Source organism: Haloechinothrix alba (assembly GCF_900188115.1).
Lineage (GTDB): Bacteria > Actinomycetota > Actinomycetes > Mycobacteriales > Pseudonocardiaceae > Haloechinothrix > Haloechinothrix alba.
Genome location: NZ_FZNW01000005.1, coordinates 1 through 24,368 on the forward strand (window position 1 = coordinate 1; position 24,368 = coordinate 24,368).

The following is a 24,368-nucleotide window of genomic DNA, read 5'->3' on the forward strand; positions in this document are numbered from 1 at the left end:
GAGATCTACGCCAACCTGCCGAAGCCAACCGCAGACCAGCCACGGCTGACACGCGTTCAAGATGCGGCTTGACGAACATAGGAGCATCGAACGCTACCAACACACCCTCGCCCGCGAGTGGGCATACCAGCGAGCCTGGTCCAGCAACGCCGAACGCGCCACCGCCCTCCCAGCATTCGTCGACCGCTACAACTACGCTCGACCCCACACCGCGCTCAACGGCAGACCCCCGGCCAGTCGCCTACCCGCCACCGTCACCAACCTCGCGGCATAGAACACCTAGTTGCGTCGCGGGCCGACAGCGAGCACGACCTGCCGCACCGCGTCGAGCACGAACAGCGCGCTCCCGGTCGCCAGCGCGACAGCGAACCCGATCCAGTTTCCGTGGTAGCGGGTGACGGTGCCGTCCGCGCCCGTGATCGGTGCGGTCTCCATCACCGCCACACCCCGTGACCAGGCAGCCCACGCCGCCCACAGCAGCGCCGCGGCGAGCAGCACCTCAAGCACGGCGACCAGCGCGCGTCGCGGCCGGTGCACCCCGGCGGTGCCGCTTCGCCCCGGTGCGACCCGGGTATCCACTCGCTGCGTTGCCGTATCGCCCACGTGCTCACCCTACTCAACCGGGAGGCTCACCGGGACAGGACGTCACGCAGCGCGGACTCCAGCCGGGCAGCGTCCCTGGCCCAGGCCAGCACGAGCGTGCCGTCGTCGAGGCGGAGCAACAACTCCTCGTACTTGCGTGGCGGCGTCATACCGCCGCCGAGCACCCGGGTACCTGCCGGGCCGAGGCTGGGACGCTCGCCGCTGTCCGCATCGGCGCCTGCCTCGATCCGGTCGATCCGGTCAACGGGCACACGCTCGTCCGCCTGGCACAGCTCAGCGGCGGTCAGCCGCACCTGGAGGAACCGGCGTCGTGCGTATACCCACAGCGCGGTGAACAGCATCAGGACCGCGCCCGCGAGCGTCCATCCCATGACGTGCGGGCGCAGACCGAGCAACAGGTCGAAACCCATCCCGGCGACCGCGAGGCCCGGAGCCCAGACGAGCGGCCACCAGGTCGCGCCGATCTCCTCGTAGAGCACCGTCCCGCTGCGGTCGGCCGCCCCCGGGGTCCCCTCGCTCACGGCGTGTCCCGCCATCGCCGGACCGTCCGCGGCAGCTTCGGGAAGTAGTCCCCGACGCCCGGCAGGAAGGTCAGCACGATCGCCACGCACGCGAGCACGACCGCGAGCGTGGTGACGGGGTTGACGAACGGGTCGAGCGGAAGGATGTGGAATGCGACCATCACCAGGGTCAGCGCGATGAGCACCGACCGCGCCGAGCGGGTTCCCTCCCGCATCTTGTACGCGAAGAGCAGCGACAGCACCCCGAAGGCCACCCCTGCCATCGCGAACATCCACAGCACGGTGGGTAGCCCAGCGGCGATGTCCTCCGCGCTCGCCCCGCCCGGGTCGGCCTCGACGAGCTCGGCGACGATCTCGTCCTGCCGCGCGGGCAGCAGCAGGAAACCGACGATCAGTCCGGCCGAGGCGGCCACCCAGATCCAGAACGACAGCCGCACCTGCGCCGGCGGACCGCTCTCCGGGGTACGTCGCGCACCCGAACGGGGCGAGAAGCCCGCCGCCTCGCGCTCGAGCTCCGACTCGTTCTCGGGTTCGTCCTGTTCCGACACGCCACCGCTCCCGGGGTCAGTCGAGCCAGCCGGCCGCGTCGGCCGCCCAGTACGTCAGCACCATGTCCGCCCCGGCCCGGCGCAACGCGGTCAGCGACTCCAGGACGGTGCGCTCACGCTCCAGCCAGCCATTGGCCACGGCGGCCTCGATCATCGCGTACTCACCGGAGACCTGGTACGCCGCGACCGGCACACTGGACAGCTCCGCCGCGTCGGAGAGCACGTCGAGGTACGACATCGCCGGCTTGATCATCACCGCGTCGGCGCCCTCGGCGATGTCGAGCTCGATCTCGCGCAGCGCCTCTCGCGCGTTTCCCGGGTCCTGCTGGTAGCTCTTGCGGTCGCCGGACAGCTGCGAGTCGACGGCCTCCCGGAACGGGCCGTAGAACGCGCTCGCGTACTTGGCCGAGTAGGCCAGGATCCCGACGTCGGTCCGGCGCGCCTCGTCCAGCGCCTCGCGGATGGCGCCCACCTGGCCGTCCATCATGCCGCTCGGGCCGAGCACGTGCGCGCCGGCGTCGGCCTGGGCGACGGCCATCTCCGCGTACCTGCTCAGCGTGGCGTCGTTGTCCACGTTGCCCCGCGCGTCGAGCACACCGCAGTGTCCGTGATCGGTGAACTCGTCCAGGCAGGTATCGGCCATCAGGACCGTGTCGTCGCCGACCTCCGCGCGCAGATCGCGCAGCGCGGAGTTGAGTACACCGTCGGGATCGGTCGCGCCGGACCCGTGCGCGTCGTGCACGCGGGGGACGCCGAAGAGCATCAACCCCCCGACGCCGGCCTGCACCGCCGCCACGGCTGCCTTGCGTAGCGAGTCCCGTGTGTGCTGCACGACTCCGGGCATGCTCGAGATCGCGCGGGGCTCGGTGTTGCCTTCGGCGACGAACATCGGCAGCACGAGGTGCCGCGGCCGCAGCGTGGTCTCACTGACAAGGCGGCGAAGCGCGGGCGTACCGCGCAACCGGCGTGGTCGGTGCTCGGGAAACACGCCACTGACGGTACTCGGACGGCGGTGGTGGACACGAGAGCCCCCCACCGCCGTCCGGGTCGGCGTGTCAGGACGAAGTCGAGCTGCGGCGGGTGCGCTTGGCCTTGCGCGGCGGCGGCAGGGCGCCCTCGGCACGCAGCTTCGCCGCGTGCTCGGCGAGCTCGTCGACGAGCACGGTCGCCAGCTGCTTGGAGGCCTGCACGTCGACGCGCAGGCCGAACTCCGCGGCGGTCTCCGCGGTCTTCGGCCCGATGCAGGCCACCAGCGTGCGCTGGTGCGGCTTACCCGCGATACCCACCAGGTTGCGCACGGTCGATGCCGAGGTGAAGCACACCGCGTCGAAACCGCCTGTCTTGATCATCTCGCGGGTCTCGGCCGGTGGCGGCGCGGCACGCACCGTGCGGTACGCCGTGACGTCGTCGACTTCCCAGCCACGTTCGGTCAGGCCTGCCGAGAGCGTCTCGGTCGCGATGTCGGCCCGCGGCAACAACACCCTGTTGACCGGGTCGAACACGTCGTCGTAGGGGTCGAACTCCGCCAGCAGGCCCTCGCTGGACTGGTCACCGGAGGGCACGAGGTCCGGGACGATCCCGAACGCGCGCACCTTCGCGGCCGTGGCCTCCCCCACGCAGGCGATCTTCACTCCGGAGAACGCGCGAGCGTCCAGCCCGAACTCGCTGAACTTCTCCCACACCGCACGCACGGCGTTGGCCGAGGTGAACACCACCCACTGGTAGCGACCGTCGACGAGTCCCTTGACGGAACGCTCCATCTGGGCGGGGCTGCGCGGCGGCTCCACCGAGATCGTCGGCACCTCGTGCGGGGTGGATCCGTGCCCGACCAGGCGGTCCGTCATGTCGCGTGCCTGCTCCTTGGTACGCGGGACCAGCACCTTCCACCCGTACAGGGCACGCGACTCCCACCACGACAGGTGCGCGCGGTCGCCTGCGACCTCGCCGATGGTGACCACCAGCGGGCCGACCGTCTCACCCACGTCCGCGGCGAGCGCGGACAGCGTCGTGTCGATGGTGCGTTGCGTGTTGATGGTCCCGTTCGCGGTCACCGCGACCGGCGTCTCCGGCTTGCGCCCGTACTCGGTGAGCGCGGAGGCCACCTCGGCCAGGTGGGCCGAGGTTCCGTGCAGCACAAGGGTGCCCGGCGCGCTCGCGAGCGCGGCCCAGTCGACCTCGTTGCGCAGGTCGATCTCGGTGTAGTCGCCGCCGAGGGCGATGCCCGCGTAGGCAGGCACCGCCACGCCGGGTGAGACGCCGGGGACGATGTCGAACACCGCGTCGGTGCGCGCGACGGCGTGCGCCTCGCCGACCACGGCCTGCTGCGTCAGCGGGTCGCCCGCCACAAGGCGGATCACGAGCCTCCCCGCGTCCGCCTCGTTGGCGAGGTCCTTGGCGACCTCGCCTGGCTCGCCCACGGCAGGCCGCACCTCGGACTCGTCGCCGGCATAGGCGAGGGCCGTCGACGGCACGTCCGGGTTCGTCACGACCAGATCGGCCGAGCCGAGCAGCTCCTTGGCCCGCACCGTCAGCAGCCCGGAGTCACCCGGCCCGGAGCCCACGAATGCGACACGCCCTGGGGACTTCTCTGCGGGGGTCATCGTCTGCGCTACTCCTTGATTTCTCGTTCTCGCTTGCGCGCGGCCGGGCTTCGCGCGGGCACGGCGCGAGCGTCTCCGCTCGCGTACCCGCGTCGTCCTCCTACCGCTCGGTCACACCGGTTATTCGGTCACATGCCCAGGGACTTCGACGCTCCCGCGCCGAGATCGAGCAGCTCCGCGGCCACCTTCTTGCCGAGGAACTCGGCCTCGGACAGGTCCCCCGTCGCGGACGCCCGCAACACCTCGCCGCCGTCCGACTCGCCGGACGCCGCCACACCGCGCAGCAGGATACGCATCACCGTGTGCGCCACACCGTCCGTATCGTCGATATCGGACACCACGTCGGCCAGTGCCCCGACCGGCGCACTACAGCCGGCCTCGAGCGTGGCCAGCACAGCGCGCTCGGCGACCACCGCGGCACGCGCCGAGGAGTCCTCGGCGCTGTCCCGCAGCAGCTGCTCCAGCTCGACATCGGCCGAGCGACACTCGACTGCCAGCGCCCCCTGAGCCGGGGCGGGCAGCATCTGTATCGGGTCGATCGTCTCCGTCGCCTCGTCGAGCCTGCCCACCCGTGCCAGTCCGGCACGCGCGAGCACGACCCCGTCCATCTCCCCGTCAGCGACCTTGCGCATCCGGGTGTCGATGTTGCCGCGTATCCCGGTCACCTCGAGGCCGAGCCCCAGTGCCCGGAGCTGGCATGCCCTGCGCGGCGACCCGGTGCCGACGACGGCACCGGCGGGCAGCTCGCCCAGGGTCAACCCGTCCCTGGCGACCAGCACGTCCCTGGGGTCCTCCCGCTCCGGGACGGCGGCGACGACCAGGCCCGGTTCCTCGGCCGTCGGCAGGTCCTTGTACGAGTGCACCGCGACATCGATGTCCCCGGCGTGCAAGGCCTCGCGCAGCGCGGAGGTGAACACGCCGACGCCGATCTCGGTGACCGGTGCGCCGGACCGGTCACCCGAGGTGGAGATCCGCACGGTCTCAACGGTATGGCCCGCGCTCTCGAGCTTGTCGGCGATCGTGCGAGCCTGCGCCAGCGCGAGCGTGCTCGCCCTGGTCCCGATCCTGATCGTGCCTGTCACCGTGCAGACCCCCCTTCGGGGTCCGCCGTCCCGTCCTGCTCGACGCGGTCGTGCTCGCCGAGCGGCCGGCTCGGTCGGCTGAGCGTGGCAGGGGCCGCGGGATCGAGTCCGAACAGCTCGCGCAACGCCCCGGCGTAGTCGGTGCTGCTCTCGGTGTCCTCGGAGGCCAGTTGCTTGACCCGCACGGTCGGCGCGTGCAGCAGCTTGTCCACGACGCGACGCACCGTCCGCGTCACCTCGTCCTTTGTCTGCTCGTCCATCCCGGGCAGCCGCCTGTCCAGCCGCAGCAACTCGGCATCGACGACCTCGGAGGCCTGCCTGCGCAGCGCGGTAACCGTGGGCGTGACCGCGGCGCTGCGCTGGCCGGCCAGGTACTCGCGGACCTCGGCACGCACGATCTCCGCGGCATGCTCGGTGTGCGCCCGCACGCTGTGCTCGTCGACCTGGTGTCGCACTGTCTCCAGGTCCACGATGCGCACGCCTGCGACGTCGCCCACAGCCGGGTCGACGTCGCGCGGCAACCCGAGGTCACAGATCACCAGTCCGTCCTCGCGGGTGCGTTCCGGCAGCACGTCGGCGGTGAGTACCGTGTCCTGCGCACCGGTGCAGCACACCACGAGGTCCGCGCCTGCCAGGATGTCCGGAAGCTCACCGAGCCCCACCGCCCGGGACGGGATGCCGTGCTCGGTGAACGAGGAGACCAGCCGCGAGGCGTTGTCCACGGTCCTGTTGGCGACGGTGACGTCGGCGACGCCGTGCTCGCGTAGCTGCGCCGCGGCGAGGGCGCCCATCGATCCCGCTCCGATGATCACCGCGGAGCGGCCCGCCAACGCCGCGGTGCCGCCCACGGCCGCCTCGAGTGCCTCGGACACGACGGACGCGCCGAGCGCGCCGAGCTCGGTCTCGGTGTGCACGCGCTTGCCTGCTCGCAAGGTGCTCTGGATGAGATCGTGCAGCGTGCTGCCGACCGTGCCCGCCTCCCGGGCCGCCGCGTAGGCCGCCCGGACCTGTCCGAGGATCTGGGTCTCGCCGACCACCATCGAGTCGAGGCCGCACGCGACGGTGAACAGGTGCTCGGCCGCGGCACCGGCATAGTGCACGTACATGCTGTCGTACAGGCCGGCCACGTCCACGCCCGCCATCCGGGCGAGCACCGACGACACCCCGGACAGGCCTCCGTGGAAGCTCTCCACCACCGCGTAGATCTCCACGCGGTTACACGTCGACACCAGCATGACCTCGCTGACGTCCTGCGCGTTCTGCAGCTCGTGCAAGGCCTTGGGTACCTCGTCCTGCGGTACCGTGACTCGCTCGAGGGTGCGCAGTTCAGCGGTGCGGTGCGACAGCCCGACAGCCAGCACGCTCACTCATACCACCTCACCATTGGATGATGCCCGGGAAAGCACGCCCGTACCAGCGGATGTGACTGAGACCGGTCCGTCGTCTGCCGGATTCCCGGCGTCGCGGGACGCCACATGGAACGACAGCATCTGCAGTTCCACGGCGAGGTCGACCTTACGCACCTGGACGTGATCCGGGGCGTGCAGGACCACAGGCGCGAAGTTGAGGATGCACTCCACCCCACCGGCGACCAGCCGGTCACACACCACCTGCGCCGCCCCTGGCGGGGTCGCGATGACGCCGATCGAGACCTGCCGCTCGGCACACACCGCGGGGATGTCGTCCAGGTGGGAGACGGCGATACCGCCCACCGGGACACCGATCAGGTCGGGGTCGACGTCGAACAGGGCGGCGACGGGGAAGCCGCGCCCCGGGAAGCCCCCGTAGTTGGCCAGCGCGTGCCCGAGGTTCCCGATCCCGGCCACGGCCACCTTGTGCTGGCGGGTGAGCCCCAGGATCCGCTCGATCTCCTCGGTGAGCACCCCGACCTCGTAGCCCACCCCGCGGACGCCGTAGGAGCCCAGGTACGACAGGTCCTTGCGGAGCTTCGCCGAGTTGACCCCCGCCGCAGCCGAGAGCTCCTCGCTGGAGACGGTCACCGCGCCCTGCTCGGCCATGGTGGTCAGCACGCGCAGGTACACGGCCAGCCGCGCCACCGCCGCTTCGGGAACGGCGCGCGCCTTGCCTGCCTCCCCGTCCGGCGCCGAACCATCCGGCCCGGACCCGTTGTCGGTCACCGCAGGCATCTCCGCCGTAGGCGCGCTGTCCGCATCGGCGGCGCGACGTGCGCGCTTCGGCCGCGCGCGCCGTGCCGCCGGTGCGTCGCCGTTGTTGCCCGCGGATCCGGTGGACTTGGCTGTGGCCTGATTGCCGGCCCGGCTACCGGTACCGCCGTCTCGGCTCCGCCGTCCGACCACGCTGCTTCTCCTTGCAGATAACTCAACTCACACGAGGGATACACACCAACGCTTGACGCACTGCCCGCCACGGTGTTGAATGCATCTTCCGCGAGCGGTGTAGGGCTAACGGTAACCGCTTGTGAAGGTGTGCACAAAATCCTCGATTGCTCAGGAGCTTGCTCCGGGCCTGCGCGCGGTCGGGACCGCCTCGCAGGGGTCCGGCAACCGCCTACCCGACCGGCCGTCCAGGCAGCTGCCTCCCGGCCTGCCGTCAGCCGCGCAACGCGCCGCGCAACCGGTCCTCCTCCACGGCCCAGTACCCGTGCTCCTGCCCGTCCACCAGGAAAACCGGAACCCGGTCGCCGTACTCGGCGCGCAGCTCCGGATCGCTGTCGACATCGGTAACCGACCAGCTCGCGCCCAGCTCGGTGCAGATCCGCTCGACCGCGCGCTCACCCTCGGCGCACAACGTGCAACTCTGCCTGCTCAGAACCGTGACATGACCCATAAACACCCATCATGCCCGCGTCCGCCCGCAGCGGGACCCGCAGGGCGTGCAGCACACCCGTATACACGGTGAACGCGGTTTGACGTACGGCTACTCATCACACCTTGGAGTGACTCGCGTCATAGACCGAACGGATGGGCGTCTCCGAATTGCAACCCGGGAAAGACTACCTACTGACGGGTAATACGACGTATGCTTCCCTAGCCCGGGTTATAGCGGCCAGAACGCTGCGACTTGGAGTGACGGACGCCAGCACGACGAGGAGACCCCGTGTCATACCGCCTCGCCGATCGATCCGGCGACAGCATCGCCGCTGGTGTTCGTCGGCACACCGGTACCCGTGCGCCGCGCGCGTACACCGGCGAGCTCCCAGGAGGGCTGCTTGGATGACCTTGCACCTCGCCTTCTCCGCTACGGCTCCGCCCGCCGGCGCTCCCGCCGAACGGGCCGGATCCCGCCCATCGGGCACCGCGTCGAGCCCCGTCGCTCCGGTGGCGCGGGACGCCCCCGCCATCCATGCCCCTGAGGGGGACCGGCCGGGCACCCGCGACGACGCGCGTACCGCCCACGGCGAGGCTCGCGCGGACACCCAGAAGGACCAGGACACCCAGGACATCAAGGACACCCAGGACGCTGCCGCCGCGGCGGCCACAGCCGAGGCATGGGAGCTGGTGCACGCGGCCCAGGCAGGCGACACGGACGCGTTCGGCAGGCTCTACGACAGCTACGTCGACACGGTCTTCCGTTACGTGCTGTTCCGTGTCGGCGACCGCGAGCTGGCCGAGGACGTGACCAGCGAGACCTTCCTGCGCGCGCTCCGCAGGATCTCGTCGGTCAGCTATCAGGGCCGCGACGTCGGCGCGTGGTTCATCACCATCGCCAGGAACCTCGTTCTCGATCACGTGAAGTCGAGCAGGGCGAAGCGCGAGGTCGTGACCTCGGAGCTGGCGGAGTCGGGACCCGTCGCGTTCGTCGGCACCGACCGTGCCGAGGACTCCGGACCCGAACAGCAGGTCCTGGCTTCGGCGACCAAGAGCGAGCTGTTCCGGTGCATCGACACGCTCGGCGGTGACCAGCGCGACTGCATCGTGCTGCGCTTCATCCAGGGCCTGTCCGTAGCGGAGACGGCACAGATCATGCAGCGCAACGAGGGCGCCATCAAGGCCCTCCAGCACCGCGCGGTGCGCAGGCTCGCGCACCTCCTTCCCCCCGGGTTCCACTGAGCGCACCGACCGGCAGGCGTAGCCGCCTTCATACGTTTGTGCGTATTACCCGCTGCGCCGTAACCCTCGAGGTCACGAGTCGTTACTCCGGGAACGAAGCACTACTCGTCAACGACGTCGAGTACGTGCCGCTCCGCGCGGCACTTCAGCGGCGGTCGACGCACTTGGAGGCGAAGCAAGCGGTGAACCAGCCCGTGTGGTACCGGCGCAGCCGGGAAAGGAGCGAACGCTTCGCCCGGGCGATCGACGACGATGACCACACCGGGACCCAGGAGTTCACCAGGGAGCTGGCCGTGGTGTCCGCTCTACGCACACTGGGAACCGAGGAAGGCGTCGACCGGCATACCCGCCTGCGTATGCGGGAACGCGTACTCGAGGCCGATGCGCAGCCCGGGACCGTCGCGGGCGCGACGGCCGGCTCACCGGGCGCCGGCACGAGCCGGCCCCGGCGCCCGCGCGTGAGCACGATGCTCGCCGCCGCGGTCGCCGCCGTCTTCGCGCTCGCGTTCGTCGGAGCCGACGTCGCAGAGGACGCGTTGCCTGGCGAGATGCTCTACGAGGTCAAGCGCAGCACGGAGGCCCTCGAACTCGAGACAGCGGTGGGCGACGCCGCGCGCGGCGCCAAGCACCTGGAGCTGGCCTCGACCCGCGTCGCCGAGCTCGAATCGCTTGCCGAGGACCGCGACACCGGCCGGGCGCACTCCGTCCACCGGGACCTACTCACCAACCTCGAGACCCACGCTGCGGCCGGCTCGCAGCTGGTCACCACCACGGCCACGCGGTCAGGGGGCGACCGTCTCGAAGCCCTCGGCGACTGGGCCGCCGAGCACGCCGACCGGATGCGCGACGTCGAGGCCGCCGTACCCATGGAGGTGCGCACGCGGGCACGGGCCGGTGTCGAGCTGCTCACCGCGATCGAGGACCGCGCGAACGCGCTCGCCGAGCGCATGACCTGTTACCCGATCACAACGGGCCGCACGGACGAGCTCGGGGCCATCCCGGCGACGGGCTCCTGTGCGAGCTCCGCGGCAGCGAGCACGGGCCTGCAGCAGGGTGGGCCGGACGCGGGTTCCGCGTCGCCGGGCGGGCGGACGGCGTCCGGCCCCGAGTCCGGCGCTGCGTCCGGCCCCGAGTCCGGCCCCGAGTCCGGCCCTGCGTCCGGCCCTGCGTCCGGCCCTGCGTCCGGCACCGCTGCAGACCCCGCGGAGGCAGGCACCCCGTCCGGCACCCCCCACGTACAGGAACCCGTCGACACGCCTGGCGCACCGGCAGCGACCGACGAGCCGCCTGCGCCGGGCACCGGGGTGGACGTGCCCGATTCACCACAGGCCCCCTCGCCGGAGACGAGCGCCGAGGCAGGCATCTCGGACGGTACCGAGCTGACCGACTCCGAGCTCGACGAGCTCGACGATGCCGACCTCACGGACGGGTCCGGCTGACCGGGCCCCCGACTCTCGCGCCTGGACCCGGTAGCCCGCTCGCCGCCGGGCAGGCCACCGGAGAGGGTTCCTCCCGCGCGGGAGGGAGGGAACCTTGTCACGCCGCGGGCGGAGCAACAGCGACAGCGCTACGCGAGCGCGCAGGCGTAATGGCTACGCTGTGGCCCAGCACTCCATTCATATCCGTGACGGGAGGCGGTGCGCGTGTCGCTGTGGCGCCGGAAGGCCAAACGCCACGAGCTGGAACGGCTGGCCACGCTGGCTGGGGAGGCCTCGGCCGAGGCAGCCAGCAGGATGGATCTCGCCGCGCAGCGCGAGGGCGACGAGCCGGAAGGCCACGCCGAGCGTTCCGCGACGGCCGGGCCACCCGCTCCGCCGGATCTCACCGCGGCGGCCTTCTTCGACGTCGACAACACGATGATGATGGGCGCGTCGATCTTCCACTTCGCCCGGGGGCTGGCCGCGCGCAAGTACTTCACCACATCGGATCTCGCCGGGTTCGCGTGGCGGCAGGCGAGGTTCCGGATCGGCGGCAAGGAGACCAAGGACACGGTCTCCTCGAGCAGGGAGCAGGCACTGTCGTTCGTGGCGGGACGCAGCGTCGAGGAGCTCAACACGGTCGGCGAGGAGATCTACGACGAGCTGATGGCCGACAAGATCTGGTCGGGCACACGCGCCCTCGCCCAGATGCACCTGGACGCCGGTCAACGCGTCTGGCTGGTCACGGCGACCCCTGTAGAGCTCGCCGCGATCATCGCACGCCGGTTGGGCCTGACGGGTGCGCTCGGGACCGTAGCCGAGACCGATGACGGGGTGTACACCGGCAAGCTCGTCGGCGACCTGCTGCACGGGCGGGCGAAGGCGCACGCGGTGCGCGCGCTGGCGGCGAAGGAGGGCCTGAACCTCAAGCGGTGCACGGCGTACTCGGACTCGCAGAACGACGTACCGATGCTGTCGGTGACCGGAACCGCGGTGGCGATCAACCCGGACGCGGGCCTGCGCGAGGTCGCCCGCCAACGCCAGTGGGAGATCCGCGACTTCCGTACCGGCCGCAAGGCCGCGAAGATCGGGGTACCCTCGGTGCTCGGTGCAGGCGCGCTCGCAGGCGCCGTGGCAGCGGGCGTCGCCTTCCGCAAGCGTTAGAGCTTGCCTGCCGCGCCCGGGAGCCCCGGGTGCGGGGAACACCTACCCGCCGAACACTCCGCGGCGCCGCTCCAGGCGCTGGTAGAGCATCTGCTGGATCGCCTCACGCACCTGGTCGGTGAGGTTGAACGCCTCCATCGGGTCACCGTCGCTCGCGCAGCCGTCCACCGCGATCGGCTCGCCGAACTCGATGGTCCACTTGGTCGGCAACGGGACGGCGCCGAGCGGTCCGAGCAGCGGGAAGAACGGTGTCACCGGGAAGTACGGCAGGCCGAGCAGCCGCGCGAGCGGCTTGATGTCCCCGAGCTTGGGGTAGATCTCCTCGGCGCCGACGATCGCGCACGGGACGATCGGCACCCCGGCGCGTATCGCAGCCGAAGCGAAGCCTCCCCTGCCGAATCGTTGCAGCTTGTAACGGGCGGAGAAGGGCTTGCCGACGCCTTTGAATCCCTCCGGGAAGACCCCGACGAACTCGCCTCGGCCGAGCAGGCGCTCGGCGTCGGACGAGCAGGCCAGCGTCTGCCCGGTCTTCCTGGCGAGCGAACCGAGCACCGGAATCTGGAACACGAGGTCGGCGCCGAGAATGCGCAGGAAACGGTCTCCGGGGTGGTTGTCGTGTACCGCGAGCGCGGTCATCGCGGCGTCCAGCGGCAACGTTCCCGAATGATTGGCCACCAGTAGGGCCCCGCCCCGCTCCGGGAGGTGTTCGGCGCCGCGCACATCGACCCTGAACCACTTCTCGTACAGCACGCGCAGCGCGGGCGCGATCACCTGCTCGGTCAGGTCGGCATCGAACCCGAACTCGTCGACGGTGTACTCACCGGTGAGCCGGTTCGCCAGGAACGCGACGGCCTCGGCGAGCGCATCCGGCAGGCCGTCGGGCAGGGTCTCGGCCCTGCCGTCCGGGCCGGCGTGGGTTCCGCTCTCCTCGGCAGCGGCGGCACCGGGAAAGCGCACGACAGCCGCGCCGTCCGACCGCGGGGGCTTCCCGGTCCGGGAGTGCTCACCGGACCCGCCGCGCGGCGTCGTCGTGCCGGGCTCCACGCCGGTGCCGGTCCCGCGCGAACGGTCGTGGCTGTCCGGATCGCCTGCCGAATCCGGTTCCCCGGCAGGCCCCCGTTCCGGCCGGGGCAACCGCAGGACCGTGGCCTGCTCGGGAATCAGCGGCCCCTTGGCCACGCCGTCCCGGCGTCCGCGACCGTTTCCGGAGAGACGGGCGCCGTTGACATGATCCCTGTCGGTCATGGTGATGTCCCTCCGTTGTCCTCACCGTGTCTGGAGGTGGGCAATGCCGTGTCACCGCCGTGTCACCGCCGTGTCACCGCCGTGTCACCGCAGTGTCCCCGCCTGGGTCACCGGGGTTGTGCTCGTCCGGATGTCTGGCCCGACACGGCCGATGTCGCGACCTTCCCGGCAAGGGCCGCCAACGACTCCCTGTCCACCACCGGGCCGAGAGCCCTGCCGCGAACGTAGTCGTCGAAGGCCTCGCGCGTCGTCCACCGCGGCGCGTAGCCGAACTCCTGCTCGAGCTTGGTCGTGTCGACCACGCGGCCGTAGGTGAGTAGCTGGATCTGGTCGGGTGAGAAGTCGACGAGCTTCGCACCGCGCAGGATCGGGGCGACCGTCGGTAACGCCGAGCTCGGAACCGGCAGCTCCACTCGTCCGGCGAGTCTGATCGCCTGCGACAGCATGATGACGCCGTCAGCGGCCACGTTGAACGTTCCGGGAATGTCGCGCATCGTGGCCTGCTCCAGCACGGCCAGCGCGTCGGCCGAGTGCACGAACTGCATGCGCGCGTCGTAACCGAAGATCGTCGGCACGACTGGTAGCGCGAAGTACCTGGTCAGCACCGTGTCCACTGCCGGCCCCATCAGGTTGGCAAAACGGGCCGTCGTCACGGTCAGATCCGGCCGCCTGCGCCGCAACCCCCGGATATAGCCTTCCATATCGATCGCGTCGGAGACATAACCGCGGGAGGATGCCGGTTTGAGCGGGGAGTCCTCGGTGAACACGGCCTGCGATCGCGGCCCCGCTCCGTACACCGCGGCGGTCGACTTGACCACGAGCTTGCGCACCCGCGGCGAGCGTTGGCACGCGGCGAACAGCCGCATCGTCCCGATGATGTTGGTGTCCTTGACCGCCACCCGCGGCTCGGGCCCCGCCGGGTGCGCGGTCATCGAGGCGTGCACCACGGTGTCCACGCCTGCGTCGGCGATGATCCGTTCGATGAGCGGGTTACGAATATCGGCCCGCACGAACTCCGCCCGACCCATACGGTCGACCAACCACTGGGACGGTGGCACGGTATCGACACCGATCACTCGCTCCAGCTGCTCGTTGGAACCCAGCCGCGCGAGGAGCTTCCCGCCCAGCTCGCCCCCGACGCCGGTCACGAGCACTACATTCGACGGCATCGATACCCCTCATGGATACATTCAGTCTGCGTGTGTACCGCAGCGCGGTCGATCGTCCCGGCGAAGACGGTCACACGCTTGGTGGTGGCGATACTATCGCGGCCCGCGCGCCAGGAGATAGACGTATGGACGGGCGTTCACCTGGTGGTAACAGGCTCGACCACCCGCAGGCGATCCGCAGTCCCGAGCAGCCTCGGCGTGTGGGCCGGTGGTGTCGAGCCTACTTGCAGCCTACTTGCAGCCTACTTACCCTGCCTGCGTTGCATCCGGGTGCGGCGCAACAACTTGCGGTGCTTCTTCTTCGACATGCGCTTACGGCGCTTCTTGACCACGGAGCCCACGGACGTCACCTCACGTTCACCGGTGCCGGCACGGGCCACGTCCACCACCTCACGCGCCCGGGTCCCGCGCGTGGCACCCGTGGCCGCGCGGGCTCACCACGCATCCTGCGTTGCGCTGCCTCGCGCGGCCACGGTGCCCGAGCGCGCCACCGCACCATCACCCCGCGTCGAAGTAGGCGCCCTCGAGGTAATCGTGCACGGACTTCTCCGGCACCCGGAAAGACTTGCCGACCCGGACCGCAGGCAGCTCGCCGGAGTGCACGAGGCGGTACACGGTCATCTTCGACACCCGCATCAGCGTCGCGACCTCGGCCACCGTCAGGAATTGCACCTGCTTGTGCGACGGCGAGTCATCCTTCTTCGGCGGCATACGTCACCGTGCCCTTCGCGCCAGCCGGTCGGCTGACGACATTGACACCATTCTCAACGGGTCCTGTTCACCTGTCCGGCCACCAGCTGCCCGCGGGCACACCTGCCGTGTCCGTCCACGGCCAGCATCCTCACGACCGAGCCTAGCGGTACAGGCGAGGCTCATGCGACACCTGCGACCAAGTTGCAACGATCGTAGGCGTGTCGATACCGAACAGACGCAGCCATTCGTGTTAATAAGCCTTACCCACGGCTGTGTCGTGTGCGCCTGTGGGTGACTTGACTCCGTATCGATACGGCAGCGCGTTATGCGCGGTCAGGAGTCTTCATGAGCTTTGCCCAGTTCCACCGAGCGGTCCCGCGCCGCCTCGATCGCCGAGAGGAACGCGGCACGCACCCCGTGGTTCTCCAGCTCCCGGATCGCGTTGATCGTGGTACCGCCCGGCGATGTGACAGCCTCCCGCAAGGTGACCGGGTGCTCTCCGGTCTCGGCGAGCATCTTCGTCGCCCCGTAGGTGGACTGGATGATCAGCTTCTCCGCCACGTTGCGCGGCAGGCCCAGCAGGATTCCCGCGTCGATCATGGCCTCGACCAGGAAGAACACGTAGGCGGGGCCGGACCCGGACAGGGCCGTCACCGCGTCCTGCTTCTCCTCGGGGATCGAGACCACCTCGCCGACGCTGGAGAGCAACTGCTCGACCAGCTTCACATGCGCGTCCGTTGCGTGGCTGCCCGGCGAGATGGCGCACATCGCCTCGCCGATGACCATCGGGGTGTTCGGCATGACACGCACGACCGGGCACGCACCACCGAGGCGACGCTCGAACAACGAGGTCGGCAACCCCGCGCACAGCGACACCAGCAGTGTCCGGCCGTCGATGAGGCCTGCCAGCCTCTCCAGCAGCGGGTCGATGTCCTGCGGCTTGACCGCGACCACGAGAACGTCGGCGGTGGCTGCGGCCTCGTCGAGCTCGACGTGCCGTGCGGCGAGCCTCTCGGCCAGCTCGGCCGCCCGTTCCGGATGGCGTTCGGTGAACAGCAGCTCCTCGGGCCGGTACCCGCTGTGCAGCAGTCCGGACATCAACGCCTCGCCGATCTTGCCTGCCCCCAGCACAGCAACGACGGGGTTCGCCGGGGCGGAGGATGTGCCGGCCTCGGGCACGGAGTCACGGTCGGTCATGCCCTAAGCCTGCCAGAACCGGTGCGGGCACCGCGTAGGACGGTCGGCTGTCCGCCGGTCGGGCTGCTCACCACAGCCCCCCGCTGCGCACAACGGCTTACAACACGGCTTGCAACGCCGCAGTCACCGGGTACGTCACAGCAGGCCCGGCCCGTTCCGCGGTTACGCCGGGCCCGGGGTGATGGCCAGCTGCCGCGACTGGCAGATCAGCTGCCCCGCCGAGTCCAGCACGGTGGCGCTGGAGTCGAACCAGTTGCCGTACACCGCCTCGCAGTCCACCTGGATCCGCATCCATCCCGGCGCCGGTGTGGTGCGCAGGTAGGAGGTCATCTGCACGGTCGGTGACCACCCCTTGCGTCCCAGGTTGAACGGGACCGGTGGGTTGATGTCGCCTGCGAGCAGCGCGAAGTACACATCCACGTCCGCGCTGCGCGGCCGCGCCCACAGCCGCATGCGCAGCGACGAGCTCGGGTCGGCGCTCCCGGCCGGTCGCCCCTTCTTGCCCGTCAGGAACCCCGCGGTGCTGGCGTCGATGCGCACCTCGCAGTCCTGAGCGAGCCGGAACACGCCATCGCCGAGATGGTCGGCCAGCGTGATCGCGTTCGCGGGGGGCTCGGCAGGAAGGACGGGTAGCTCCGCCGAGGTCGCGCGCTGCTCGGGCAACCGTCCCAGCAGCACGTGCGCCTCGACACAGCTGCGCCCTCGCTGCTCGAGGCGCACTCCCACGACGGTCGTCCGCCGTCCCACCTTGCGCAGCTCGGTGCGCAGCAGTACCGGCCCGAGCTCGGTGGCGCGCAGGAACTCGGCACTGACGGCGAGCGGGTCACCGCCGAGCTCGTTGTGTCCCGACAGCACGGACGTCGCCGTCCTGGCAAGCAGCGCCGTGATGAAACCCCCGTGCGGATGCCCTCCGATGGACCACTCGGACCGCAGGGTGGCGGTGAACGTGCCGTCCCCCAGCGAGCGCGGGTGGCGCGCCTCGGCGAACGCAACCGGGGTGTCTGCGGTGGTCATGTGGCACAGCCCCGTTCGTCGTCACGCGGTGTTCTCGGCCGGTCCACCGCATCAGCGGTGGCACGTGAGGTCAGCAGGGACACGGGAGAACCCTACGTGGCAGCTCGGGCGTGGCGACACACGGTTCGTGTCAGTCCCGCTCCGTTCCGGTAACCACAGGGCCGTGAGCACCCGGCGGGCAGTGTCGCTACCACCGGGTCCATCGCGCCGACCGCGGCGCACGACGCCGTTGGCAGCGGCGGCTACTGGCCGAGGTACAACCGGGCGAACAGGAGCGCCTCCGTCAACTCGCTCACACGGCGCGCCTGGCTCCGGGCCGCGCGCGTGTTCAGCTCGATCACCACCTGACCGTCGAAGCCGGTAGCGGCCAGCTTCTCCAGCATCTCCGCGCACGGTTGCGACCCGCGGCCCGGCATCAGGTGCTCGTCCTTGGGCTGCCCCGTCCCGTCGGCCAGGTGCAGGTGGGTCAACCCGGTACCCATCCGGTCGGCCAGCGCGAAGGCATCCATCCCGGCCGCGGCCGTGTGCGACAGGTCAAGCGTGTAGTGCGCATGGCCCACGTCGGTGGGGTCGACCGAGGGGCGGAACGCCGACACTCGCCGTTCCTTACCCCCAGGAGGCCGAACCTTGAACATGTTCTCGACGGCGATCTCGACACCGCTGGACTCCTCGAGTTCGGCGACCAGCTCGCCGAAGCCATCGGCGTAGCGGCGCTGCCAGCGAAAGGGCGGATGCACCACGACCGTGCGCGCCCCGAGCTCCAGCGCGGCGTCCACCGTCCTGCGCAGCCGCTCCTCCGGGTCCGGTGACCAGATGCGTTGCGTGATGAGCAAGGAAGGCGAATGGACGGACAGCACCGGAACGCCGGTGCTCTGGGACAGCCATTTCAGCGCGGAGACATCCTGGCTGATCGGATCGGGCCAGACCATCACCTCGACCCCGTCGTAGCCGATATCCGCAGCCAGCTCGAACGCGGTGTTCGCGCGCGACGGCCACACCGACGCGGTGGACAGCCCTACCGGTATGTGCCCGGCACCGCGCCCGGTGGCAGCGGAACCGGCATACCTGCCCGCTTCGTGATGTCCAGCACGACCTGCACTATCACCGACGTTCTCAGCGTGGTTCACCCAACGGTCCTATCGGGAAAGCAACAGCATCGCGGCGGGGGACACGGTCACCATGAGCCCAACCAGCACCGCGAGCACGGTGGTCTGCATATCCTCTGCCCGACGAATCTTACGCACCAGCCACACGAGGCCGACGATCACCGCGAGCGCGGCTATCAGAGCGGCGGCCGGGGTCTGTATCCACAGCCAGTTGAACGACAACCACACGGCGGCTCCGCCGAGCACGCCGAGCACGAGCTGACCGGCCATGACGAGCCACTGCCTGACGGGCGAGCGCTCCTCGAGCTCGCCGTCGGGATACGCGTCGGCGTACTCGCTGTCGCCGGCATCACCGTCCCCACCGAGAAGATCCGCGTCCGCGTACGAGCCGTCGCCTGCCACGCCGGTTCCGTCGTAGTCAGGGGCGTAGGCGGGTGCGTCGACGTCGACGTCCGGCTCCTCGACGGCGATGCCCGCCTGGTGCACATCCTCCTCGTGCCCGGGCAGCTCACCGGCATTCTGGTCGGCGACGTCGCCGGAGCCGCCGGGGGCGACATCGGCCTGCGGGCCCACACCCGGCTGCCGGCCGGGGGCCTCGCCTGCGATCCGGGCGAACTCGTCGGTATCGGCCTCGCGCGACGGCTCGGTACGCACGGTCGTCGCGGCCTGCCACGGGTCCGGGTACGCGTCCCCGCCCCACGCCTGGGCGAGGTCCTCGTCCTGCGCTGGGTGCTGCCCGCCGCGCGGATCGGCATCCGTGCCTGCGGCAGGCTCCCCGTCCAGTTGCCTGCGATGTTGCTGGACCGACTGCGAGTAGCCCGACCCGGGGTGTGCCTGCCTGGGCGGCGGCGGGTAGGGAGCCGCCGAACGCGGTGCCTGTGCCGGTCGAGGGGGCTGCTGCGGTTGCCCCGCGTGTCGCGGCTCGGCAGGATCCACGTGGTTCGGCCGTGAGTCGGCCGTCCCGTGCCTGGCCCCCTCGGAGGGGGCGGTTCCGCCCCCGGGCGGCGGGGGTCCGCCCGACCCGTTCACCGACTCGTGCCGCGGCGTCGCGTGCGGGTGCCCGTTACGGCCTTCCCCCTCGGTGCCGCCGGTCTCGGAACGGATCCGCTCGATGATCGCCTGTGGCGCCGTCGTCGCGATATCGGCCTCGGCGGGCGCGCCGTCATCGCCGTCGTCGTCCGCACGACGGCGATGACGGCGGCGCGAACCACTCTCCACGCTCCCGCCGTGCTGTGCCAGCAGCTCAGCTACCGTGCGCTGAGACTGTTGACTATCACGATTTCGGCTCATCTCTGTCACCGTGCCCGAGCTCAGCCAACCAAGTCCAGTTCACATCGGTCCTGCCCCTCAGGACAGGATCTCAACCCCGCGCCGAGCCTGTGTCAGCGGCTCGACGTGATGGTCGCCGTTCGTATGATCCAGGCGCCGCAGGATGACTCCCTCCCGCAACGCCCACGGGCAAATCTCCACCTCAGAGCAGGACAGCGCCCGCATCGACGCCTGCGCGACAAGTGCGCCGCCCACCAGCTGGTGGGCCCTGCTCGCCGTGACTCCCTCGAGCTCGGCGAGATCGGCCGCGGTCATCCGTGTGATGAACGACAGCAGCTGACGCAGTCCGGTATCGGTCAGCGTCCTGCGCACGCGCGGACCGGCCGAGGACGGAGCCGCGCCGGTGAGCCGCGCGAGCGAGCGGAACGTCTTCGAGGTGGCCACGACCCGATCGGGGCTGCCGAACATCTCCAGCTCCCGTGGCAGGTCGGACAGCTCGTGCTCGAGCCACGCCGCGGTGTCGACCACCTCGGAGCGTGTCGGCGGGTCGTGGGAGAAACGCGTCCGCGTGACACGGCCCGCTCCGAGGGGAAAGGACTCGGCCAGGTCAGGAGCCTCATCGATCCCCATGGCGAGCTCGAGAGAACCACCACCGATGTCGAGCACCAGCAACCGCCCCGCCGACCAGCCGAACCACCGGCGAGCGGCAAGGAAGGTGAGCCGTGCTTCCTCGTCACCGGAGAGCACGTGGAGCTCCACCCCGGTGTGCTCGGCCACGGTGCGCAACACATCGCTCGCGTTTCCTGCCTCCCGCACAGCCGAGGTCGCGAACGCGAGCATCTCCTCGCACTGCAACCGCGCCGCGGAGTCCTTCGCCGCCTGCACAGCACGGATCAGATCCTCGGTGCCGACGTCACTGAGATCACCCGAAGGGGTCAGCCGTTCCGCCAGCTTCAGGGACGTCTTCTCCTTGTGCATCGGCGTCGGGTGCCCGCCGCGGTACGCATCCACCACAAGCAGGTGCGTTGTGTTGGATCCCACGTCAAGCACTCCGAGTCGCACAGTCGCTCACGGTACCCGCTTTGTCGTCCCACTGTGCAGTATCGAGAGACGAGACACGTCCGTGCCGCGCCGGGCGGTCCCGCACGACGCAGGGAGTCCCCGCCTCGCAGGACCGGTCGGCATGCGCGGCTGATACGGCTCGCGCGGTTCGTCCCGGCCTGTCCGCCCTCCGGCGCGGTGCCCGTTACGTCTCGAACTTGTACCCGAGGCCCCGCACCGTCACGAGGTACTGCGGTGCTGCGGGGTCGTTCTCGATCTTCGCGCGCAGCCGCTTGATGTGCACGTCCAGGGTCTTGGTGTCGCCGACGTAGTCGGCTCCCCACACCCTGTCGATCAGCTGTGCCCTTGTGAGCACCTTGCCCACATTGCGCAGCAAGTACTCGAGCAGGTCGAACTCCTTGAGCGGCAAGGTGGCTTCGGCCCCGTCCACGGTGACCACGTGCCGTTCCACATCCATCCGCACCGGCCCCGCGGCGAGCACCGGCTGCTCCTCACCGTCCGGGGCCGGGTCGCCCCGCCGCCGCAGCACGGCACGCACGCGCGCGATCAGCTCACGCGCGGAGTACGGCTTGGTCACGTAGTCGTCCGCGCCGATCTCCAGACCGACCACCTTGTCGATCTCGCTGTCCCGCGCCGTCACCATGATCACCGGTACGGCGGCACGCTGCCGCAGCTGCTTGCACACGTCCGTGCCGCTCATCCCTGGCAGCATCAGGTCGAGCAGCACGATATCCGCGCCGTTGCGGTCGAACTCGTCCAGCGCCTGCTTGCCTTCCGTCGCGACGGCCGCGGTGAAACCTTCCTTCCGCAGCATGAACGCCAGCGGTTCGGCGAAGGACTCCTCGTCTTCGACGATCAGTACCCTTGTCACGCGGCTCCTCCAAGCCTTGTCAACTATCCGAACCGGACTCGCCAGTATCGTTCGGACGACTGTCTCCTCCGGTCACGCCTCGCTGGGACCGGCGCTGGACGATCGCGTCCTGGTCTTCCTCCTGCGCCGTCCGGTGTTCACCCGCGCCCTCCCCCTGCTGGCCTGCCGGCAGGCACAGGGTGAACGTGGAGCCGGTACCCGGGCGGCTCCACAACCGCACCTCACCACCGTGATTGGCAGCGACGTGCTTGACGATGGCCAGCCCGAGGCCGGTGCCACCGGTCATCCGGGAGCGGGCCTTGTCGACCCGGTAGAACCGCTCGAACACGCGCTGCTTGTCCTCCTCCGCTATGCCGATCCCCCGATCGGTCACGCCGATCTCGACGGTGTCGCCCACGCGCCTGCGCGAGACCGACACCGGGCTACCGGCAGGCGAGTACGCGATGGCGTTGGTCAGCAGGTTCGCCAGAGCGGTCACGAGCAGCATGTGATCGCCCTGCACGACCAGACCGCTGTCGGCGTCGGTGTTGACGGTGCTCTCCTCTGCCTCGGCGGCGTGACTCACCCGGCTGAGGGCGTCGTTGACGACCGCGTCGACCTCAACGGCGGTCGGCTCGGGCAGCTTCTCGGCACCCTGCAGGCGGGACAGCGCGATCAGCTCGGTGACAAGCGCGCCCAGCCTCGTGGACTCGTGCAGCAACTTCTCGCCGAAACGGCGCACCTCATCGGGGTCGTCCGCTGCATCGAGCAGCGTTTCCGCGAGCAGGGCCATCGCCCCGACCGGTGTCTTGAGCTCGTGGCTGACGTTGGCCACGAAATCGCGTCGGGTGGCCTCGAGCCGGACGGCCTCGGAGTGATCGACGGCCTGGATCACCGTGTAGCCGTTACCGAGCGGTGCCACCTCACCGACCACGGCTTCCGGCTGCCGACCGCGTGCCTCGAGCGGGGACAGATCGATCTCCACACGTTCACCGGTGTTCGCCACCCGCCCCGCTGCCTGCCGGGCGCGGGGGTCGGCCTGGTTGTTCCGCACCAGCCCCAGCTCGGCCGCCCGCGGGTTGTGCACCACCGTATCGCCGCCCGGGCCGAGTACCACGATGCCGTTGTGCGAGTTGTGCACCAGGCGCATCAGCAGGTCGACGATCGCGGGGCCGGCCCGGCTGACGCCGCCCCGGCGCCGGCGCACGCCTGTGGCCGCGTAGCCGAGCAGCAGCCCGGCGATCAGCGCGCCTGCGGCCAGTGCGAGCGTTCCGAGCAGGGTCACGAGCGCATGGTAAGCACGTACGTAGCGTGTCGGCCTAGTGTTATCCGCACATCCGTGACGCCCGTGACACTATCCCGCCACCCGTTTCCTCCCCGTTCACCTGCACGACAAGTTCCGCTTGCCGGTGCCTCACTCGCATGTCGGGTTACCCACCGTGGCGATCTCCCGCGCGGTGCACGCGTTACCCAAAAGGGTTCACACCCGTCGCCGCTTCCACACGAAGTGTCGCTCAGCGACCCTGGCCGGCGACCGCGGCGGCCGCCTCGAACGCGGCGTCCGGATCAAGGTAGACACCGCCCGGCGTCACCGGGGCGAGCCGCTCGTCCAGGTCGTACCGCAGCGGGATGCCCGTGGGGATGTTCAGGCCCACGATGTCGGCGTCGGAGATACCGTCCAGATGCTTCACCAAGGCACGCAACGAGTTGCCGTGCGCGGCGGCCAGCACGGTCCTACCGGCGCGCAGGTCCGGCACGATCGCGGACTCCCAGTACGGCACCAGCCGTGCGACCACGTCGGCCAGGCACTCGGTCAGCGGCGCATCATCGCCGATACCGGCATAACGCGGGTCGGTGTCCTGGCTGAACTCGCTGCCCTTCTCGATCGGCGGCGGCGGAGTGTCGTACGAACGGCGCCAGAGCATGAACTGCTCCTCGCCGAACTCGTCGAGTGTCTGCTTCTTGTTCTTCCCCTGAAGCGCCCCGTAATGACGCTCGTTGAGCCGCCAGTCGCGGCGCACGTCGATCCAGTGTCGACCTGCGACGTCGAGAGCGATGTTCGCCGTGGAGATCGCCCGGCGTAGCAGCGAGGTGTGCACCACGTCCGGCAGCAACCCGGTCTCGACGAGCAGCTCGCCGCCCCTGCGGGCCTCGCCCTCACCCCGTTCCGAGAGCGGGACATCCACCCACCCGGTGAACAGGTTCTCGGCGTTCCACGTGCTCTCCCCGTGCCGCAGCAGCACCAGCGTCCCGAAATCGCCCATGCACTCCAGCTTGCCAGAACGCCGTGCGGACCGGGCGCCGGGTCGCGCTTCCGGCGGCGCGCGTCCGGGCGGCGCACCGTGCCGCCGTCGCTCTACCCAGAGTGTTCCTCCACCGGTGCGTGCCACTCCTGAACAGAGCGTTCACTGATTAGAGCCGCACAGACCGCCGGGAAGTAACTGCGCTGCGTGCGCAATACTCACCGAATACACACGATCGGAGGCCTGCAGGGGGTTGTGCGATACGGCATACATCTGACAAGTTGTCAATCAGCCCGCCACGTCGGTCTCCACGCACTCCCCGGTTCGTGGCGGGAAAGACGCAGCTCGTCTCCCCTGCCGAGCTGCGCCCGCCAGATCCCGATGACACCCCCTCGTCACCGGGTCATCACGGCGGGAAACTCGCGCGGGGTGGCTCGAGTTTTCGCGACTCCCCCTCCCTCGAGCCGCCTCGCGCCTATTACTCGTGTCTTCGTCTCACCGCCTCCGCGACAGGACCACGGCGTTTTCACCGCGCCGTCTCCGCGACACGATC

Annotated in this window: 25 protein-coding genes; 4 read left to right on the top strand and 21 right to left on the bottom strand. The window is 70.1% G+C overall.

The window, feature by feature from the left end; all coding sequences use genetic code 11:
- Window positions 1-61 precede the first annotated feature (61 nt).
- Window positions 62-274, top strand: a complete 213-nt coding sequence (locus CHB84_RS23985) for an integrase core domain-containing protein (protein ID WP_217898473.1) — start codon at window positions 62-64, stop codon at window positions 272-274.
- Between the two features lie 5 nt (window positions 275-279).
- Here the strand turns inward: CHB84_RS23985 and CHB84_RS05150 are convergent, their stop codons facing one another.
- From CHB84_RS05150 to CHB84_RS05190, 9 genes are all read right to left on the bottom strand, one after another.
- Window positions 280-603 carry a hypothetical protein gene (locus CHB84_RS05150; RefSeq protein WP_141134574.1) on the bottom strand — a complete coding sequence of 108 codons (324 nt, stop codon included), beginning with the start codon at window positions 601-603 and terminating at the stop codon, window positions 280-282.
- A gap of 26 nt (window positions 604-629) precedes the next feature.
- Entirely contained in the window at window positions 630-1,139 is a 510-nt protein-coding gene (locus CHB84_RS05155) for a hypothetical protein (protein ID WP_089300354.1), read from the bottom strand.
- Window positions 1,121-1,672 (bottom strand): hypothetical protein, encoded by a 552-nt coding sequence (locus tag CHB84_RS05160; protein ID WP_089300355.1) that lies wholly within the window; start codon window positions 1,670-1,672, stop codon window positions 1,121-1,123. Before CHB84_RS05160 ends, CHB84_RS05155 begins: the two co-directional genes overlap by 19 nt.
- Before the next feature lie 16 nt (window positions 1,673-1,688).
- Window positions 1,689-2,660, bottom strand: a complete 972-nt coding sequence (hemB, locus tag CHB84_RS05165) for a porphobilinogen synthase (RefSeq protein WP_089300356.1) — start codon at window positions 2,658-2,660, stop codon at window positions 1,689-1,691.
- Window positions 2,661-2,727: 67 nt separating this feature from the next.
- Entirely contained in the window at window positions 2,728-4,272 is a 1,545-nt protein-coding gene (locus tag CHB84_RS05170; protein WP_089300357.1) for a bifunctional uroporphyrinogen-III C-methyltransferase/uroporphyrinogen-III synthase, read from the bottom strand.
- Window positions 4,273-4,400: 128 nt separating this feature from the next.
- Window positions 4,401-5,354 carry a hydroxymethylbilane synthase gene (hemC, locus tag CHB84_RS05175; RefSeq protein ID WP_089300358.1) on the bottom strand — a complete coding sequence of 318 codons (954 nt, stop codon included), beginning with the start codon at window positions 5,352-5,354 and terminating at the stop codon, window positions 4,401-4,403.
- Window positions 5,351-6,721, bottom strand: coding sequence for a glutamyl-tRNA reductase (locus tag CHB84_RS05180; protein WP_089300359.1), 1,371 nt, complete (start codon window positions 6,719-6,721; stop codon window positions 5,351-5,353). The genes hemC and CHB84_RS05180 overlap by 4 nt, the downstream gene beginning before the upstream one ends.
- Entirely contained in the window at window positions 6,722-7,501 is a 780-nt protein-coding gene (locus CHB84_RS05185; protein WP_089300573.1) for a redox-sensing transcriptional repressor Rex, read from the bottom strand.
- A 424-nt stretch (window positions 7,502-7,925) separates the two neighbouring features.
- Window positions 7,926-8,162: a glutaredoxin family protein gene (locus CHB84_RS05190; protein WP_089300360.1), complete on the bottom strand. Its 237-nt coding sequence runs from the start codon at window positions 8,160-8,162 to the stop codon at window positions 7,926-7,928.
- 386 nt (window positions 8,163-8,548) lie between these two features.
- Between CHB84_RS05190 and CHB84_RS05195 the strand changes: the two genes are divergently transcribed.
- From CHB84_RS05195 to CHB84_RS05205, 3 genes are all read left to right on the top strand, one after another.
- A complete protein-coding gene (locus CHB84_RS05195; RefSeq protein WP_089300361.1) occupies window positions 8,549-9,385 on the top strand; it encodes a sigma-70 family RNA polymerase sigma factor in 837 nt (278 codons plus the stop codon).
- A 182-nt stretch (window positions 9,386-9,567) separates the two neighbouring features.
- Window positions 9,568-10,824, top strand: a complete 1,257-nt coding sequence (locus CHB84_RS22280; RefSeq protein ID WP_141134575.1) for a DUF5667 domain-containing protein — start codon at window positions 9,568-9,570, stop codon at window positions 10,822-10,824.
- 204 nt (window positions 10,825-11,028) lie between these two features.
- A complete protein-coding gene (locus CHB84_RS05205; RefSeq protein WP_089300362.1) occupies window positions 11,029-11,967 on the top strand; it encodes an HAD family hydrolase in 939 nt (312 codons plus the stop codon).
- A 42-nt stretch (window positions 11,968-12,009) separates the two neighbouring features.
- Here CHB84_RS05205 and CHB84_RS05210 read toward each other — a convergent pair whose 3' ends face one another.
- From CHB84_RS05210 to CHB84_RS05265, 12 genes are all read right to left on the bottom strand, one after another.
- Window positions 12,010-13,212, bottom strand: coding sequence for a lysophospholipid acyltransferase family protein (locus CHB84_RS05210; RefSeq protein ID WP_176439787.1), 1,203 nt, complete (start codon window positions 13,210-13,212; stop codon window positions 12,010-12,012).
- Between the two features lie 107 nt (window positions 13,213-13,319).
- Entirely contained in the window at window positions 13,320-14,381 is a 1,062-nt protein-coding gene (locus CHB84_RS05215; RefSeq protein ID WP_089300363.1) for an NAD-dependent epimerase/dehydratase family protein, read from the bottom strand.
- A 242-nt stretch (window positions 14,382-14,623) separates the two neighbouring features.
- Window positions 14,624-14,722, bottom strand: a complete 99-nt coding sequence (locus CHB84_RS05220; protein ID WP_089300574.1) for a 30S ribosomal protein bS22 — start codon at window positions 14,720-14,722, stop codon at window positions 14,624-14,626.
- A gap of 157 nt (window positions 14,723-14,879) precedes the next feature.
- Window positions 14,880-15,092: a helix-turn-helix domain-containing protein gene (locus tag CHB84_RS05225; protein ID WP_089300364.1), complete on the bottom strand. Its 213-nt coding sequence runs from the start codon at window positions 15,090-15,092 to the stop codon at window positions 14,880-14,882.
- 315 nt (window positions 15,093-15,407) lie between these two features.
- Window positions 15,408-16,271, bottom strand: a complete 864-nt coding sequence (gene proC, locus CHB84_RS05230) for a pyrroline-5-carboxylate reductase (protein WP_089300365.1) — start codon at window positions 16,269-16,271, stop codon at window positions 15,408-15,410.
- 162 nt (window positions 16,272-16,433) lie between these two features.
- Window positions 16,434-17,285: a thioesterase family protein gene (locus tag CHB84_RS05235; protein WP_089300366.1), complete on the bottom strand. Its 852-nt coding sequence runs from the start codon at window positions 17,283-17,285 to the stop codon at window positions 16,434-16,436.
- 242 nt (window positions 17,286-17,527) lie between these two features.
- Window positions 17,528-18,298 (bottom strand): sugar phosphate isomerase/epimerase family protein, encoded by a 771-nt coding sequence (locus tag CHB84_RS05240; RefSeq protein WP_176439811.1) that lies wholly within the window; start codon window positions 18,296-18,298, stop codon window positions 17,528-17,530.
- A gap of 123 nt (window positions 18,299-18,421) precedes the next feature.
- On the bottom strand, window positions 18,422-19,681 hold the full coding sequence (locus CHB84_RS05245; RefSeq protein ID WP_141134576.1) for a hypothetical protein: 1,260 nt from the start codon (window positions 19,679-19,681) through the stop codon (window positions 18,422-18,424).
- Between the two features lie 57 nt (window positions 19,682-19,738).
- The gene (locus CHB84_RS05250) at window positions 19,739-20,722 is read right to left on the bottom strand and encodes a Ppx/GppA family phosphatase (protein ID WP_089300368.1); all 984 of its coding nucleotides are present in this window, start codon (window positions 20,720-20,722) and stop codon (window positions 19,739-19,741) included.
- 184 nt (window positions 20,723-20,906) lie between these two features.
- The gene (locus CHB84_RS05255; protein WP_089300369.1) at window positions 20,907-21,593 is read right to left on the bottom strand and encodes a response regulator transcription factor; all 687 of its coding nucleotides are present in this window, start codon (window positions 21,591-21,593) and stop codon (window positions 20,907-20,909) included.
- A 19-nt stretch (window positions 21,594-21,612) separates the two neighbouring features.
- Complete coding sequence (locus CHB84_RS05260; protein ID WP_089300370.1) at window positions 21,613-22,857, bottom strand: sensor histidine kinase; 1,245 nt, start codon at window positions 22,855-22,857, stop codon at window positions 21,613-21,615.
- A 229-nt stretch (window positions 22,858-23,086) separates the two neighbouring features.
- A complete protein-coding gene (locus CHB84_RS05265) occupies window positions 23,087-23,836 on the bottom strand; it encodes a phosphoglyceromutase (protein WP_089300371.1) in 750 nt (249 codons plus the stop codon).
- Window positions 23,837-24,368: the final 532 nt, after the last annotated feature.